The organism is Pseudomonas sp. NPDC087358 (assembly GCF_044900785.1).
Taxonomy (GTDB): Bacteria; Pseudomonadota; Gammaproteobacteria; order Pseudomonadales; family Pseudomonadaceae; genus Aquipseudomonas.
In genome coordinates, this window is record NZ_JBJDOA010000005.1 from 436,084 (window position 1) to 450,289 (window position 14,206).

The window sequence follows — 14,206 nt, forward strand, 5'->3', positions numbered from 1 at the left end:
AGTGTTTTACGTGAATGACAGCCCCCTCGTCGAAGTCGATGCAACGGCGCTGCAGGTCGAAATCGACCTGATCTACGCCGGCGTCGATAACCTGGCCGGCAAGCAGATCTACCAGGACCCTCGTTGTCTGTTGCACCGCGACGCAGAAGCCTGCCTGCGCAAAGCCAGTCGCCTGGCGCGTCAGGCCGGTCTGACGCTGCGCATCTTCGATGCCTACCGCCCGCCGTACGCGCAGTATCTGCTGTGGGAGGCGCTGCCCAACCCCGAATACGTGCGTGACCCAGGCCTTGGTTCGCATCACAGCCGTGGCGTGGCCGTGGACTTGACCCTGGTCGACGCCGCTGGCAAGGCGCTGGACATGGGCACCGGCTTTGACGACATGCGCGAGCACTCCCATCAGTTCTTTGCTGACTTGCCAGCCGATGTGCAGCGCAATCGCCTGCTGTTGCTGGGGATCATGCTGGGCGCCGGATTCACCTACATTGATAGCGAATGGTGGCATTACGAATTGCCCGGCGCCGATGACTATCCGTTGATCGACGACGGCTCGATTCGTCCCGCCCACTGAAGGACAAGACACCTGACCGGGACGACCATGAATCCCGGCTGAATCTGGCGCCGACCTGAGCTGCAAAGAGCAGGGCGCGCCATTTCGCAGGCTCCAGGCCTGTGAGCTTTAACTGCCCGGTATAGCTTCAATAACAAACCTGACGAACTTCCACACATCGAACGATCAAGGAACCGGCATGAAATCAATCGTTACCTCACCTGCTTTCCCACGCACGCTGGCGATGGCAGTTCTGTGCACCGCCATGGGCCTGGGTGCCTGGCAGACGGCCAGCGCAGCCGTGCCCCAGGACACCCTGATGATCGGCAAACCGTCCGATCCGCAGACCCTGGATCCGGCCGTGACCATCGACAACAATGACTGGACCGTGACCTATCCGGCCTATCAGCGCCTGGTCACCTACAAGGTCGAGAACGGCAAGGGCAGTACCGAAGTGCAGGGCGAGCTGGCCAGCAGTTGGTCGACCTCAGCCGACAACCTGACCTGGGAATTCAAGCTCAAGCCGGGCAACAAGTTTGATGACGGCGCCGAGGTCAATGCCCAGGCGGTGAAGTTTTCCTTCGACCGGGTGATGAAGCTCAAGCAGGGTCCGTCCGGGGCGTTCCCGGATGACATGGCGATTTCAGTGGTCGACCCGCTGACCGTCAAGTTCACCCTCAAGGCGCCGTACGCACCGTTCCTCTCGACCCTGGCACACAACGGCGCGGCGATCATCAACCCGGACGTGGCGAAAAAAACCGAAGGCGCCGACGCTTACCTGTCCAACCACACCGCAGGCTCGGGCGCGTTCAAGCTGGTCAACTGGCAGAAGGGCCAGACCCTGACCATGGAGCAGAACAGCTACTACGCCGGTCCCAAGCCGACCCTGAAAAAGGTCGTGGTGAAGATTATCGGTGAAGCCTCGGTGCGCCGCCTGCAGCTGGAACACGGCGACCTGGACATCATCGAGGACATGCCCGAAGACCAGCTCGAAGCGCTGGCCAAGAAGTCCGGCATCGTAGTCGGCGATTACCCGTCGCTGCGCGTGACCCTGCTGTATCTCAATACCGCCAAGGCGCCGATGAACAATCCGGATGCGCGCAGGGCGATCGTCGAGTCGCTGGACTACGACGGCATCACCAACGGCATCCTCAAAGGCAAGGCCAAACCGCTGAACGGCCCGATCCCGCAGGGCATGTGGGCGTACGACGAGAAGCAGCCGGCGTTCAAGCAGGACATGGCCAAGGCCAAGGATGATCTGGCGAAAGTCTCGCCGAAGATCAGCAACCTGACTTTCATGTACTCCGACAAGGACCCGAACTGGGAGCCCATCGGTCTGACCCTGCAAGCCGGGCTGCAATCGCTGGGGGTGAACCTGAAGCTGGAAAAACTGGCCAACGCCAGCATGCGTGAACGCCTGGGCACCGGCGATTTCGATGTCGCCATCGGTTCCTGGAGCCCGGATTTCGCCGACCCCTACATGTTCATGAACTTCTTCTTCGACTCCAAGCTGAAAGGTCTGGCGGGCAACCGGTCGTTCTACGACAACCCGGCCGTGGACAAGCTGATCCGTGAATCGGCGACCACCAACGACATGGCCAAGCGCACCGAGCTGTATCAGCAGGCACAAAAGATCGTGCTCAACGACAGCGTCTATGCCTACCTCTACCAGAAGGCCTACACCTTGCCCATGAGCGACAAGGTCAAGGGTTATGTGTTCAACCCGATGCTCGAACAAGTGTTCAACATCGGCACGATCACCAAGTAAGTCGTCGTTGCATCACACGGCCCCGCTCTTTGGCGGGGCCGTGGCAAGGCTGTGTCCGCGAGCTGTTTCGCGTTGTCGATTGAATGCGTGACCGAGGTGCCTGATGGCCTTCCTGAATATTTTGCGTAAACGCCTGGGCGGCCTGCTGCTGGTGGTGTTTGGCGTTTCCCTGATTACCTTTTCCATTTCTCACCTGATCCCGGGTGACCCGGCGCGGCTGATCGCCGGTGACCGCGCCACCGATGCCATTGTCGAGAATATCCGCCATCAACTGGGGCTGGACCTGCCGCTGTACCAACAGTACGGCCGCTACATGCTCGACCTGCTGCACGGCGACCTGGGGACCTCGATTCGCACCCATCGGCCGGTGCTCGAAGACCTGCAGGCGTTCTTCCCGGCGACCCTGGAACTGGCGCTGGCGGCGTTGACCCTGTCGATTCTGGTCGGTGTGCCATTGGGCGTGCTGTCGGCGGTGTACCACAACCGCTTGATCGATCAGGTGGCGCGGACCCTGGCGGTGACCGGTATTTCCACCCCGGCGTTCTGGCTCGGGTTGGGGCTGATCGTGTTGTTCTACGGCCACCTGAACTGGTTGCCCGGCAGTGGGCGCCTTGACGAGGGGTTGGACCCGCCACGCACCATCACCGGCTTTTACCTGATCGACAGCTTACTGGCCGGCGACAGCGCGCTGTTCTTCAACGCCGTGCAGCACCTGATTCTGCCGGCGATCACCCTGGGCTTCGTCAACCTGGGCGTGGTGGCGCGGCAGATCCGCTCGGCCATGCTCGACCAGTTGGGCGAGGACTACATCCGCACCGCGCGGGCCTATGGCCTGTCGAAATGGGCGGTGATCCTGCGCCATGCGTTGCCCAACGCGCTGATTCCCTCGGTGACGGTGTTGGGCCTGACCCTGGGCGATCTGCTCTATGGCGCGGTGCTCACCGAAACCGTGTTCGCCTGGCCGGGCATGGGCGCCTACGTGGTCAAGTCGATCCAGTCGCTGGATTTTCCCGCGGTCATGGGCTTCGCGATCATGGTCTCCTTCATTTATGTACTGCTGAACATGGCGATCGATCTGCTGTACCGCCTGATCGACCCACGCATTGGCGAGGTCAACTGAGATGCCTACCCCGATCACTGCGCCGGTGGTGGCGCCACTGCCGCAAGCCGCGCGCTGGCAGGACAAGTTCGCTTACCTGGCGCATCAGGTTCGCCGCAGCCCGCTGACCATGGCCGGCTTGCTCATCACTTTGCTGGTGCTGCTGGTCATGGCGTTCGCGCCGTGGCTGGCGTCCCATGACCCCAATGCGCTGAACCTGACGCAACGCCTGGGCGCACCGTCCGCGGCACATTGGTTCGGCACCGACGAAGTGGGTCGCGATCTGTTCAGCCGGGTGCTTTACGGCAGTCGGCAATCGGTGGGCGTCGGCCTGTTCGTGGCTTTCGCTTCGTGCTTTGCCGGAGGCCTGTTGGGCTGCATGTCCGGGATCATCGGCGGGCGTTTCGACGGGCTGATCATGCGCCTGATGGACATCATGCTGTCGGTGCCATCGCTGGTGCTGATCATGGCTCTGGCCGCGGCACTGGGTCCGAGCCTGTTCAACGCGATGCTGGCCATTACCCTGGTGCGCATCCCGTTCTACGTACGCCTTGCGCGGGGGCAGGCGCTGAGCATTCGCCAGATGGGTTACGTCAAGGCCGCCGAAACCTTTGGCGCCGGCCGCTGGCACATGGTGTTGTGGCACGTGGCGCGCAACGCCATGCCGCCGCTGCTGGTGCAACTGAGCCTGGACATCGGCAGTGCCATTCTCATGGCGTCGGCGCTGGGCTTCATCGGCCTGGGCGCGCAACAACCGACGGCGGAGTGGGGCGCCATGGTCGCCACCGGGCGCAATTACATCCTCGATCAATGGTGGTACTCGACCTTTCCCGGCGTGGCGATCCTGATCACCGCTACCGGCTTCAACCTCTTGGGCGATGGCGTACGCGACTTGCTCGACCCACGCCAGCAGGGGAAATGACATGCACCTGGACACTGAAAAACGGCCGCTGGGTGACACCCCGGTGTTGGCCATCGACAACCTGAGCATTGAATTTGCGGCGTATAAAAGCACGGTAAAGGCCCTCAATGGCGTGTCACTGCACGTCAATCCGGGGGAAATCGTCGGCGTGATCGGCGAGTCTGGCTCCGGCAAGTCGGTGACCGCGATGCTGAGCCTGCGCCTGTTGCCCGAGCGGGCGTACCAGGTCAAAAGCGGCAGCCTGAACATCCTTGGCCGCGACATGCTGACGGCCCGGGAAAAAGACCTGCTCAAGGTCCGGGGTCGCGACGCGGCAATGATCTTCCAGGAGCCCATGACCGCCCTCAATCCGACCCGGCGCATTGGCCGGCAGATGCTCGATGTGATCATCCATCACCAGCGCTTGAGCAAGCCTGAGGCGCGGACCAAGGCCATCGCCTTGCTGCGCGACATGCACATTGCCGACCCCGAGCAGGTGATGAACAGCTACCCGTTCGAGCTGTCCGGGGGCATGCGTCAGCGGGTGATGATCGCCCTGGCGTTCTCCTGTGATCCGCAATTGTTGATTGCCGACGAGCCGACCACGGCGCTGGATGTCACCGTGCAGCGTCAGGTGTTGCTGCTGTTGCGCGAAAAGGCCCGCGAGCGGGGCACGGCGATTCTCTTGATCACCCACGACATGGCGCTGGTGTCGCAGTTCTGCGACCGGGTGTATGTGATGTACACCGGGGCGGTGGTGGAGCAGGGGGTTACCGCCCAGGTCATGGCCGACCCGCGCCATCCGTACACCCTGGGATTACTCAGCGGCTTGCCCGAGCAAGTCGAGCCGGGTCAGGACCTGATGACCATCCCGGGTCAGGTGCCCAACCTTTCGGCGCTGCCTGAGGGCTGCACCTTCCGCGATCGCTGTGCGTTTGCGATGCCCAAGTGCCTGCAACGGCCACCCATGCAGACCCTCGACGCCCAGGCCGATCGCAAGAGCGCCTGCTGGTTGAGCGAACCCTCCTATTCCCCCGCGCAGGAGTCGTTGACATGAGTCGCGCAGCCCTTGAATCCGTGCCCGGGGAAAGCCCGACCATCCTCGCGCTGCAAGACGTGCGGGTGCATTACCCGATGGGCAAGGACTGGCTCGGTCGCCCCAAGGCCGTGGCCCATGCCTTGAACGGGATCGACCTGCAGGTACGCGCCGGAGAGACCCTGGGCGTTGTCGGCGAGTCTGGTTGCGGCAAGAGCACCCTGGCGCAGCTGCTGATGGGCCTGATCAAACCGACCTCGGGCCAGCTCGACTGGGTCTACAACAACGCCAGGGAACGCAGCAGTAACGTGCAGATCGTGTTTCAGGATCCGCAATCCTCGCTCGACCCGCGCCTGCCGGTGTGGAAAGTGATCACCGAGCCGCTGTTCGTCCAGCGCTCGGCGCCACGCCGGGACATGCGCGACATCGCGGCCAAAGTCGCCTCGCAAGTGGGCATCCGCACCGAGTACATGGACCGTTTCCCCCATCAGTTTTCCGGGGGGCAGCGCCAACGCATCGCCATCGCCCGGGCGCTGGCGTCGAACCCGGACATTATCGTCCTTGACGAACCAACCTCGGCGCTGGACATCTCGGTGCAGGCGCAGATCCTCAACCTGCTGGCCGAGCTGCAGCGCAGCCGCGACCTGACCTACATCCTGATTTCGCACAACGTCTCGGTGGTCCGGCACATGGCCGATCGCGTGGCGGTGATGTACCTGGGGCAGATCGTCGAGCTGGGCAGCGCCAGGGAAGTGCTGGAGCGGCCGCGTCATCCCTACACGCAACTGCTGCTCGACGCCGTGCCAAGACTGGGGGTGACAGTGGACGACGCCCAGGCTTCGGCACCCACCGAACTGCCGGGCAATCGCAACCTGCCCAGCGGGTGTTTTTTCAGGGATCGTTGCCCGAAAGCAACGGTGGGGTGTGACAAACCCCAGGCACTGCTGCCGGCCAAAGACGCGGCGGGCGGCGAGTTGGTCAGGTGTCATTTGCAGTCGGTCTGAGTGCGCTCAGACTAACCGCATACCTTTAGCGGTGAGCGTGCTAGTGATACGTTCGTGTCGGCGCCCTATCCGTGCCGGACACAGCGCATCGCGAGCAAGCTCACTGCTACGGGTTCTCAAGGCACTCGCGGAACAACCGCTGCAACGGCAACTGCCGGTTGGCGTGGCGCATCACCAGCGCCAGTTCGCGATAGAACGTCAGGGCGCCGAGTTCGACGATCCTGATCTGCGTCGCGCGTTCCAGCCACAGCCCGGCCCGGGGCACCAGCGAAACGCCCAGGCCGGCTTCGACCATGCGCACGATGGCGTCCACTTCATCGAGTTCAAGGCCCGGACGGGTCTCGATCTTCTGTTCGCGCAGGAAACGCGTCACCTGCCGGCCGCCGAACGAGTGCCGGTCGTAGCGCACGAAGCGGTTCTCGCGCAGCAACTGCAGCGGATCGTCACCTTCTATATGCGCAGGCAGGATCAGCACGAACGGCTCGCGCTCGATGACTTCCAGATGCAGTTCCTTGGGCAGCGCGAAGGGCGGGCGGATCAGGATCGCCAGATCGATCTCGGCGGCATCGACGCTGTTGAGCAAGGTCTGCGACACCCCGGGTATTACCTTGGCTTCAACCGCCGGTGCCTGCGTGTTCAATCGAACCAGCGTTGCAGGCAGCAGGCCGGTTTGCACCGTGGCGATCGCACCGATCAGCAGTTCGCCATGAAAACCGCTGTCAACGGACGGCGCGGCCATACGCTCGAACAGCTCGACAATCTCCCGCGCCATGGGCAGCGCGCGCTGACCTGCCGCGTTAAGGACGGCGCTGCGCCCGCTACGATCGAACAACGGGGTGCCGAGGGCTTTTTCCAGCGTACGAATCTGCGCGCTGACAGCCGATTGGGTCAGACCGATGCGGTTGCCGGCCGCGACGAAAGTGCCCAGGCGTTCGACGCTGAGGAAGGTTTTCAGCTCGCGGATCATGGTTTCTCACTGATCAAGATAATTGTGGCTCGACACAAAAATTATGATCTTTCCATCAATGATTCAATGGGTAAAGATGGCTGCATCCCCTGTAGAGGAAATCACCGTGACCGCACTTGCGCAGAAACTCTCGCCGTTTCACCTGGCCATCCCCGTCCACGACCTCGCCGCCGCGCGGCATTTCTATGCCAAGGTGTTCAACCTGCCTGAGGGCAGGTCCAGCGATCACTGGGTGGATTTCGATTTCTTTGGCCATCAGCTGGTGATTCACGAGCACCCGAAAACCGACTCCCAGGCCCATGCCGGCACTAACGCGGTGGACGGCCATGACGTGCCGGTGCCGCACTTCGGTGTAGTACTTGGCTGGCAGGAGTGGGAGGCGCTGGCTGATCGGTTGCAGGGCCAGGGGATCAAGTTCGTCATCGAACCCTACGTGCGGTTCAAGGGCCAGGTCGGCGAGCAGGCGACGATGTTCCTGTTCGACCCGTGCGGCAATGCGCTGGAGTTCAAGGCGTTCAAGGACATCGGGCAGTTGTTCGCCAAGTAACGTTCGCCACCTGTAGGAGTAAGCTTGCTTGCGATAGCGTCCCGTCAATCAGCTCTTTTGTGTACGAACGATGCTGACCGCAACCAAGCTCTCTCCTGCAAACTTCTGGCCCATGGCTTCAATAATTGGATCCAGCTTAAACATCGTTGGATGGTTAGTTAAACATCTGTCTATTCTGAATCTCTTCTAAAACCGCTCTGGTTTGTTTCCTCGACGACCGGCACTCAACTCTCGCTCCCGCCGGCCGAACTATATTTCAGGCCGCGTCTTCCCTTTCCCCCGACAACCCCGTACAAAGCGCAGCGCGCGCCTACAGGCAACGCACTCCCGTCGCTGTCATCCTTGGTTATGGACACAATCGTATGATCAAAAGTCTGGGCTTCAGCAGAAAGATCCTGCTGGCCGCTGCATTGATAGTTGTTGTTGCTTTCTCCTGTTTTATTCTGGTGAACGATTATCGTCAGCGCGAAACTTTAAAGAACAACGTGGATGCCGAACTGCAACAGTTGGGAAGTCTGACCACTCAGAATATCCAGACCTGGCTGGAGAGCCGCACCCAGTTGCTGTACTCCATGGCCCAGCAAATCGCTGTCGACGGTCCTGCGCTGAGCAATCTGCAGCGGGCCATCGGCCTGTCGGTTTACCCCGACAACTTTCAGCTCAGCTACTTCGGCGGCAAGGACGGGGTGATGTTCTCGGTACCGGCAGGTAACCGTGCCGCTGACTACGATCCGCGGTCCCGTGGCTGGTACAAGGCCGCCGATGCCGCCCAGGGCACCATCGTCACCGAGCCCTACATCGCTGCGTCGTCCGGCAAGCTGGTGGTCACCCTGGCCACCCCGGTGCGTCAGCAAGGCCAGATGATCGGTGTGGCGGGCGCGGACATCTCGCTGGACGCCATCAGCAAGACCATCAACTCGCTGAACTTCGGCGGTCACGGTTATGCCTACATCGTCAGCGCCGATGGCAAGATCCTCATTCACCCCGACAGCAAACTGATCCTCAAGAACGTCAGCGAGGCCTACCCCAACGGTGCGCCGAAGATCGCGCCGGGCGTGTATGAGATCGAATCGGCCGGCAAGGCGCAGTTCATCTCGTTCACCCGGGTCGAAGGGCTGTCTTCTGCCAACTGGTACGTCGCGCTGGTGCTGGACCGGGATGCCGCGTATTCGATGCTCAGCGAGTTCCGCTCCTCGGCTATTTTTGCCATGGTCATCGCGGTGGCGATCATCATGATCCTGCTCGGCCTGCTGATTCGCGTGCTGATGCAGCCGCTGCACCAGATGGGCCGTGCCATGCAGGACATCGCCGATGGCGAGGGTGACCTGACCAAACGCCTGTCGATCGTTTCGCAGGATGAATTCGGTGACCTGGCCCAGTCGTTCAACCGCTTCGTCGAGCGTATCCATGGCTCGATCCGCGAAGTGGCGTCCACGGCCGGGCAGTTGGGTGAAGTGGCGGCGCGGGTGGTGGGGGCTTCCAACTCCTCGATGGGTAACTCCGATCAACAGGCCAGCCGCACCAGCAGCGTGGCGGCGGCAATCAATCAACTGGGCGCCGCTGCCCAGGAGATCGCGCAGAACGCCGCCCTGGCGTCGCAGCATTCCAGCGAAGCCACGCAACTGGCCAGCGAAGGCCAGGGGGTGGTCAGCCAGACCATCAAGGCGATGAATCAGCTGTCGGAAAAGATCAGCGAGTCGTGCGTGAACATCGAAACGCTGAACAACAAGACCGCCAACATCGGGCAGATTCTTGAAGTGATCAGTGGCATTTCCCAGCAGACCAACCTGCTGGCCCTCAACGCCGCGATCGAGGCAGCGCGGGCCGGTGAAGCCGGTCGCGGGTTTGCCGTGGTGGCTGATGAGGTGCGTAACCTGGCCCACCGCACCCAGGACTCTGCGCAGCAGGTGCAGGGCATGATCGAGGAGCTGCAGGTCGGTGCGCGTGACGCGGTGATCAACATGACCGAGAGTCAGCGTCAGAGCGAAAGCAGCGTGACCATCGCCAACCAGGCCGGCGAGCGCCTCAACAGCGTGACCCGGCGCATCAGCGAAATCGACGGCATGAACCAGTCGGTGGCGACCGCAACCGAGGAGCAGACGGCGGTAGTGGAGTCGATCAACGTCGACATCACCGAAATCAACACCCTGAACCAGGAAGGCGTCGACAACCTCAAGTCGACGCTGGACGCCTGTACCCACCTGGAGCATCAGGCCGCGCGCTTGCAGCATCTGGTGGGCACGTTCCGCATCTGACGGGGGTTGCTTCTGGCCGAGGGCCGTAGAGCCGGCTTGCTGGCGAATGTAGGGGGTCAGTCACTGAGGTGTCTGACCCGACCGGTTCGCTAGCAAGGCGTGCTGCTACAAGAGGTTGTCTCCAGGCCTGGCCTCAAGGTTGTTCGGGCAACCCGGCAGCCCGGCGCAGCCCCAGGTGCAGGGCCGTACCGAACATCTGCCCATGGTTGCGGCCATTGAACTGCTGGTAGCTGGCTTCAGTGGCAGGCAGCGTCGCCAGATGTTCGGCCAGCAGGCGGTTGGCATCATTGGGCACGGCCTGCATCTCCTTCCTTCGTTGTTCCGAGCCACCGTCGAACTGCGCGATGGGCGGCCTGCCTTCGCGTTCGCCCCGGACCATGCGCACGCTGCGCGTAGTGCCAGCCGGGAACGCTGTCAAGGCCATGCCATTGTCGAACGTGATCGGCTGATACCACAGCGATGCACTGGCGGCGATCCAGCTCTGGAAGGCATCGGGTTGCTCGAGCAGCGCATAGAGCACGAACAGCCCGCCGAACGAATGCCCCCATAAGGTCTGCCGAGTACGGTCCACGCTGTACTGCGCCTGAATCAGCGGCTTGATCCTCGTCTCGAGCACTTGCAGAAACGCCCTGGCCGTGGCGCCGGTGTAGTCACGGGTGCGTTGTTCGCCATCGTAGGTCCCGTCGATGTCATAGCCGATCATCACCAGCAGCGGCGGGGTGCCGGCGTTCAGTTCAGCGAGCCAGTGCTCCTGCAGTTCGGCCACCGCGTTGTTGCCGTCCAGCAGGTACATCACCGGATAGCCCGCCGGTGCTGGCGGGTTGCGCGGGATGCCGATGTCCAGCCGGTAGTGCCGCTGGCCATCCGCGGAGTCCAGATTCAGGCGTTCGAAGCGGTAATGGGCAGAGCCGGTTTCAGCCAATGTGCGGTTCTCCTGGTCTTCAGCGGCAGCGATCAAGGGCAGGGCGCTGAAGACTATGACGGTAAGGATGTGTTTCCAGTTCATCGAGTGGCACTCATAGGGGCTCCTGCGGCTGTGCAACTTGTCTATCACGCGCCTGCGTCAGGCCGCTGATGTGCAGCCACCTGTCGAGCAGATCCGCCGAAAAACCTGCATCAAATCGTCAACCAACTGTTATCCCACGTTCATCGACGGGTCATCGAACTGCCACACCCGCTCTCTAATGTCACTCGCACCGAAGGCGGCCACGGACCGGTCGTGCGGTTGAACATTCACCCCCGGCAGGACGCCGGCGCCATCCCCAAGATGAGAGTCGAAAACCCCATGAACGCAGCTATCCATGTCGACCGCTTGAACAAGACATTTGCTCGCAAGACCGCTCTGGTTGACCTTGCATTGTCTATACAACCCGGAGAAATGGTAGCGCTGATCGGCGCTTCCGGCTCGGGCAAATCCACCCTGTTACGCCATCTGGCCGGCCTTGCCTGCTGCGACCGCGGCAATGGTGGCAGCGTCAGTGTACTGGGTCGCCAAGTGCAGGCCGCCGGCCGCCTCAATGGCAAGGTGCGCCGGCTGCGTGCCGACATCGGCTACATCTTTCAGCAGTTCAACCTGGTCAATCGCCTGAGCGTACTGGACAACGTGCTGCTCGGCTGCCTGGGTCGCATGCCGCGCTGGCGTGGCACGCTGGCGCTGTTCAATGCCGAAGAAAAGGCCCGGGCCATGGCCAATCTGCAGCGCGTCGGTCTGGCCGATCTTGCCCGGCAACGGGCCTCTACCTTGTCCGGCGGGCAGCAGCAACGGGTAGCGATTGCCCGTGCCCTGACCCAGCAGGCCGAGGTGATTCTGGCCGACGAACCCATCGCCTCGCTGGACCCCGAGTCTGCGCGCAAGGTCATGGAAATTCTCGCCGACATCAACCGCCAGGACGGCAAGACCGTGGTCGTCACCCTGCATCAGGTCGATTACGCGGTGCGCTATTGCCCGCGTGCCGTGGCGCTCAAGGGTGGGCGCATTCATTTCGACGGCCAGGGCGCCGACCTCGACGGCCAGTTCCTCAATGACCTGTACGGCGCCGATGCCGACGCCAGCCTGATGTTTGCCGATCAGGGCCGCAACGCCGACCGGCCAGCGCGGCTGGTGCTGGCTCGGGCCTGACCAAGCCGTTGCTCGGCTCACCCCGACAACCCCAACACCCCCTCAACCTCAGTTCCAGGAGCTACCCATGTTGAACCGTTTCGGTCGCGTGTTCGCGTCTGCCGCTGTGCTCGCCGGTTGCCTGATGGGCACCGCGCAGGCTGACGACAGCGCCATCAACTTCGGCATCATGTCCACCGAATCCTCGCAGAACCTGAAGAGCGTCTGGCAGCCCTTCATCGACGACATGTCGAAAAAGACCGGGCTAAAAGTCAACGCCACCTTTGCTTCCGACTACGCCGGGCTGATTCAGGGCATGCGCTTCAACAAGGTCGACGTGGCCTGGCTGGGCAACAAGGCGGCCATGGAAGCGGTGGACCGTTCCGGCGGCGAAATCTTCGCCCAGACCGCCGCTGCCAACGGTGCGCCGGGCTACTGGAGCGTGATCATTGCGCGCAAGGACAGCCCGATCAATTCGGTGGAGGACATGCTCAAGCATGCCAAGGAACTGACCTTCGGTAACGGCGACCCGAACTCCACCTCCGGCTACCTGGTCCCCGGCTACTACGTGTTCGCCAAGAACCACGTCGATGCCGCCACCGCCTTCAAGCGCACGCTCAACTCCAGCCACGAGGTCAACGCGCTGAGTGTCGCCAAGGGTCAGCTGGATGTCGCCACCTTCAACACCGAAAGCATGGACCGTCTGCAAGTCACTCAGCCCGAGAGCGCGGCCAGGCTCAAGGTGATCTGGAAGTCGCCGATCATTCCGGCCGACCCGATGGTCTGGCGTAAAGGCATGGCCGACGAGACCAAGAACAAGATCCGCGATTTCTTTGCCAGCTACGGTGACACCGCCGAAGAAAAGGCCGTGCTTGCGAACATGCAGATGGGCAAGTTCCTCAAGTCCTCGGACGATCAACTGCTGACCATCCGCCAGCTTGAGCTGTTCAAGCAGAAGACCGAAACCACCGCCAGCACCACCTTGAGTGCCGATGAAAAGGCCACCCGCCTGAAAGACATCGACGCCGGCCTGAACAAGTTGCAGGACCGTATTTCCGAGCTTGAAAAACAAAGCACTGCCAAGGCGGGCTGATGCAACCGGCGTGGCGCCCACGCACGTGTGCGCCACGCCTGGCCTGGCCTTTCAACGTATTCGCTATCGGGAACCGTTATGACCACTCACGCTGCTTACGCTGAAGCTGTCGGCAAGCGCACCTGGCCGCAGTACCTGGGCTGGGGCGTCTTCCTGGCGATGATGACCTGGGCCTGGCACGGCGCCGAAATGAACCCGCTGGCCCTGTACCGCGACTCCGGCAACATGGCGACCTTTGCTGCCGACTTCTTCCCGCCTGATTTCCACGAGTGGCGCGCCTACCTCAAGGAAATGATCGTCACCGTGCAGATCGCCCTGTGGGGCACGCTGCTGGCGATCGTCTGCTCGGTGCCGCTGGGCGTGCTGTGCGCCGACAACATCACCCCTTGGTGGATTCACCAGCCGCTGCGCCGGGTCATGGATTCGTTCCGCTCGATCAACGAAATGGTGTTCGCGATGCTGTTCGTGGTGGCCGTCGGCCTGGGTCCGTTCGCGGGTGTCCTGGCGTTGTGGATCAGCACCACCGGCGTGCTTGCCAAGCTCTTTGCCGAAGCCGTCGAAGCCATCGATCCGGGCCCGGTGGAGGGTGTGCGGGCGACCGGCGCCAGCGCCTTGCAGGAGGTGATCTTCGGGGTCATCCCGCAGGTCATGCCGCTGTGGATTTCCTACGCCCTGTACCGCTTCGAATCCAACGTGCGCTCGGCGACGGTAGTGGGCATGGTCGGCGCCGGCGGCATCGGGGTGATCCTCTGGGAAAACATTCGCGCCTTCCAGTTCACCCAGACCTGCTCGGTCCTGCTGGTGATCATTGCGGTGGTCAGCGTCATCGACATCTTCTCCCAGCGTCTGCGCAAGCAGTTCATCTAACGATCACGACAGGAGAGGGTGCGA

General features: G+C 62.2%; 13 protein-coding genes and 1 pseudogene. 12 read left to right on the forward strand and 2 right to left on the reverse strand.

Annotated elements, in window-relative coordinates:
* Window positions 1–10 precede the first annotated feature (10 nt).
* The 6 genes from ddpX to ACI2KS_RS14935 all read left to right on the forward strand — a co-directional run bounded on the left by ddpX (window position 11) and on the right by ACI2KS_RS14935 (window position 6,355).
* Window positions 11–568, forward strand: coding sequence for a D-alanyl-D-alanine dipeptidase (gene ddpX, locus ACI2KS_RS14910; RefSeq protein WP_404621443.1), 558 nt, complete (start codon window positions 11–13; stop codon window positions 566–568).
* Between the two features lie 178 nt (window positions 569–746).
* Window positions 747–2,315: an ABC transporter substrate-binding protein gene (locus ACI2KS_RS14915; protein ID WP_404621445.1), complete on the forward strand. Its 1,569-nt coding sequence runs from the start codon at window positions 747–749 to the stop codon at window positions 2,313–2,315.
* Window positions 2,316–2,418: 103 nt separating this feature from the next.
* Window positions 2,419–3,435 carry an ABC transporter permease gene (locus ACI2KS_RS14920; RefSeq protein WP_404621447.1) on the forward strand — a complete coding sequence of 339 codons (1,017 nt, stop codon included), beginning with the start codon at window positions 2,419–2,421 and terminating at the stop codon, window positions 3,433–3,435.
* A gap of 1 nt (window position 3,436) precedes the next feature.
* The gene (gene ddpC / locus ACI2KS_RS14925; protein ID WP_404621449.1) at window positions 3,437–4,336 is read left to right on the forward strand and encodes a D,D-dipeptide ABC transporter permease; all 900 of its coding nucleotides are present in this window, start codon (window positions 3,437–3,439) and stop codon (window positions 4,334–4,336) included.
* 1 nt (window position 4,337) lies between these two features.
* Window positions 4,338–5,372 (forward strand): ABC transporter ATP-binding protein, encoded by a 1,035-nt coding sequence (locus tag ACI2KS_RS14930; RefSeq protein WP_404621451.1) that lies wholly within the window; start codon window positions 4,338–4,340, stop codon window positions 5,370–5,372.
* The gene (locus ACI2KS_RS14935) at window positions 5,369–6,355 is read left to right on the forward strand and encodes an oligopeptide/dipeptide ABC transporter ATP-binding protein (RefSeq protein ID WP_404621453.1); all 987 of its coding nucleotides are present in this window, start codon (window positions 5,369–5,371) and stop codon (window positions 6,353–6,355) included. Before ACI2KS_RS14930 ends, ACI2KS_RS14935 begins: the two co-directional genes overlap by 4 nt.
* 106 nt (window positions 6,356–6,461) lie before the next feature.
* On the opposite strand, the gene ACI2KS_RS14940 is transcribed toward ACI2KS_RS14935, so the two are convergent.
* A complete protein-coding gene (locus tag ACI2KS_RS14940) occupies window positions 6,462–7,322 on the reverse strand; it encodes a LysR family transcriptional regulator (RefSeq protein ID WP_404621454.1) in 861 nt (286 codons plus the stop codon).
* 76 nt (window positions 7,323–7,398) lie between these two features.
* On the opposite strand from ACI2KS_RS14940, the gene ACI2KS_RS14945 reads away from it, so the two are divergent.
* From ACI2KS_RS14945 to ACI2KS_RS14955, 3 genes and pseudogenes are all read left to right on the forward strand, one after another.
* A complete protein-coding gene (locus ACI2KS_RS14945) occupies window positions 7,399–7,869 on the forward strand; it encodes a VOC family protein (protein WP_404621456.1) in 471 nt (156 codons plus the stop codon).
* Window positions 7,870–8,231: 362 nt separating this feature from the next.
* Window positions 8,232–9,266: pseudogene (locus tag ACI2KS_RS14950) on the forward strand (cache domain-containing protein); the annotation flags it as partial.
* Window positions 9,267–9,359: 93 nt separating this feature from the next.
* Complete coding sequence (locus ACI2KS_RS14955; protein WP_404621641.1) at window positions 9,360–10,124, forward strand: methyl-accepting chemotaxis protein; 765 nt, start codon at window positions 9,360–9,362, stop codon at window positions 10,122–10,124.
* Window positions 10,125–10,257: 133 nt separating this feature from the next.
* On the opposite strand, the gene ACI2KS_RS14960 is transcribed toward ACI2KS_RS14955, so the two are convergent.
* On the reverse strand, window positions 10,258–11,130 hold the full coding sequence (locus ACI2KS_RS14960; protein ID WP_404621458.1) for an alpha/beta hydrolase: 873 nt from the start codon (window positions 11,128–11,130) through the stop codon (window positions 10,258–10,260).
* A 279-nt stretch (window positions 11,131–11,409) separates the two neighbouring features.
* Between ACI2KS_RS14960 and phnC the strand changes: the two genes are divergently transcribed.
* The 3 genes from phnC to phnE all read left to right on the forward strand — a co-directional run bounded on the left by phnC (window position 11,410) and on the right by phnE (window position 14,182).
* Window positions 11,410–12,243: a phosphonate ABC transporter ATP-binding protein gene (phnC, locus tag ACI2KS_RS14965; RefSeq protein WP_404621460.1), complete on the forward strand. Its 834-nt coding sequence runs from the start codon at window positions 11,410–11,412 to the stop codon at window positions 12,241–12,243.
* Between the two features lie 67 nt (window positions 12,244–12,310).
* Window positions 12,311–13,315 carry a phosphonate ABC transporter substrate-binding protein gene (phnD, locus tag ACI2KS_RS14970; protein WP_404621462.1) on the forward strand — a complete coding sequence of 335 codons (1,005 nt, stop codon included), beginning with the start codon at window positions 12,311–12,313 and terminating at the stop codon, window positions 13,313–13,315.
* Window positions 13,316–13,393: 78 nt separating this feature from the next.
* Complete coding sequence (phnE, locus tag ACI2KS_RS14975; protein ID WP_404621464.1) at window positions 13,394–14,182, forward strand: phosphonate ABC transporter, permease protein PhnE; 789 nt, start codon at window positions 13,394–13,396, stop codon at window positions 14,180–14,182.
* Window positions 14,183–14,206: the final 24 nt, after the last annotated feature.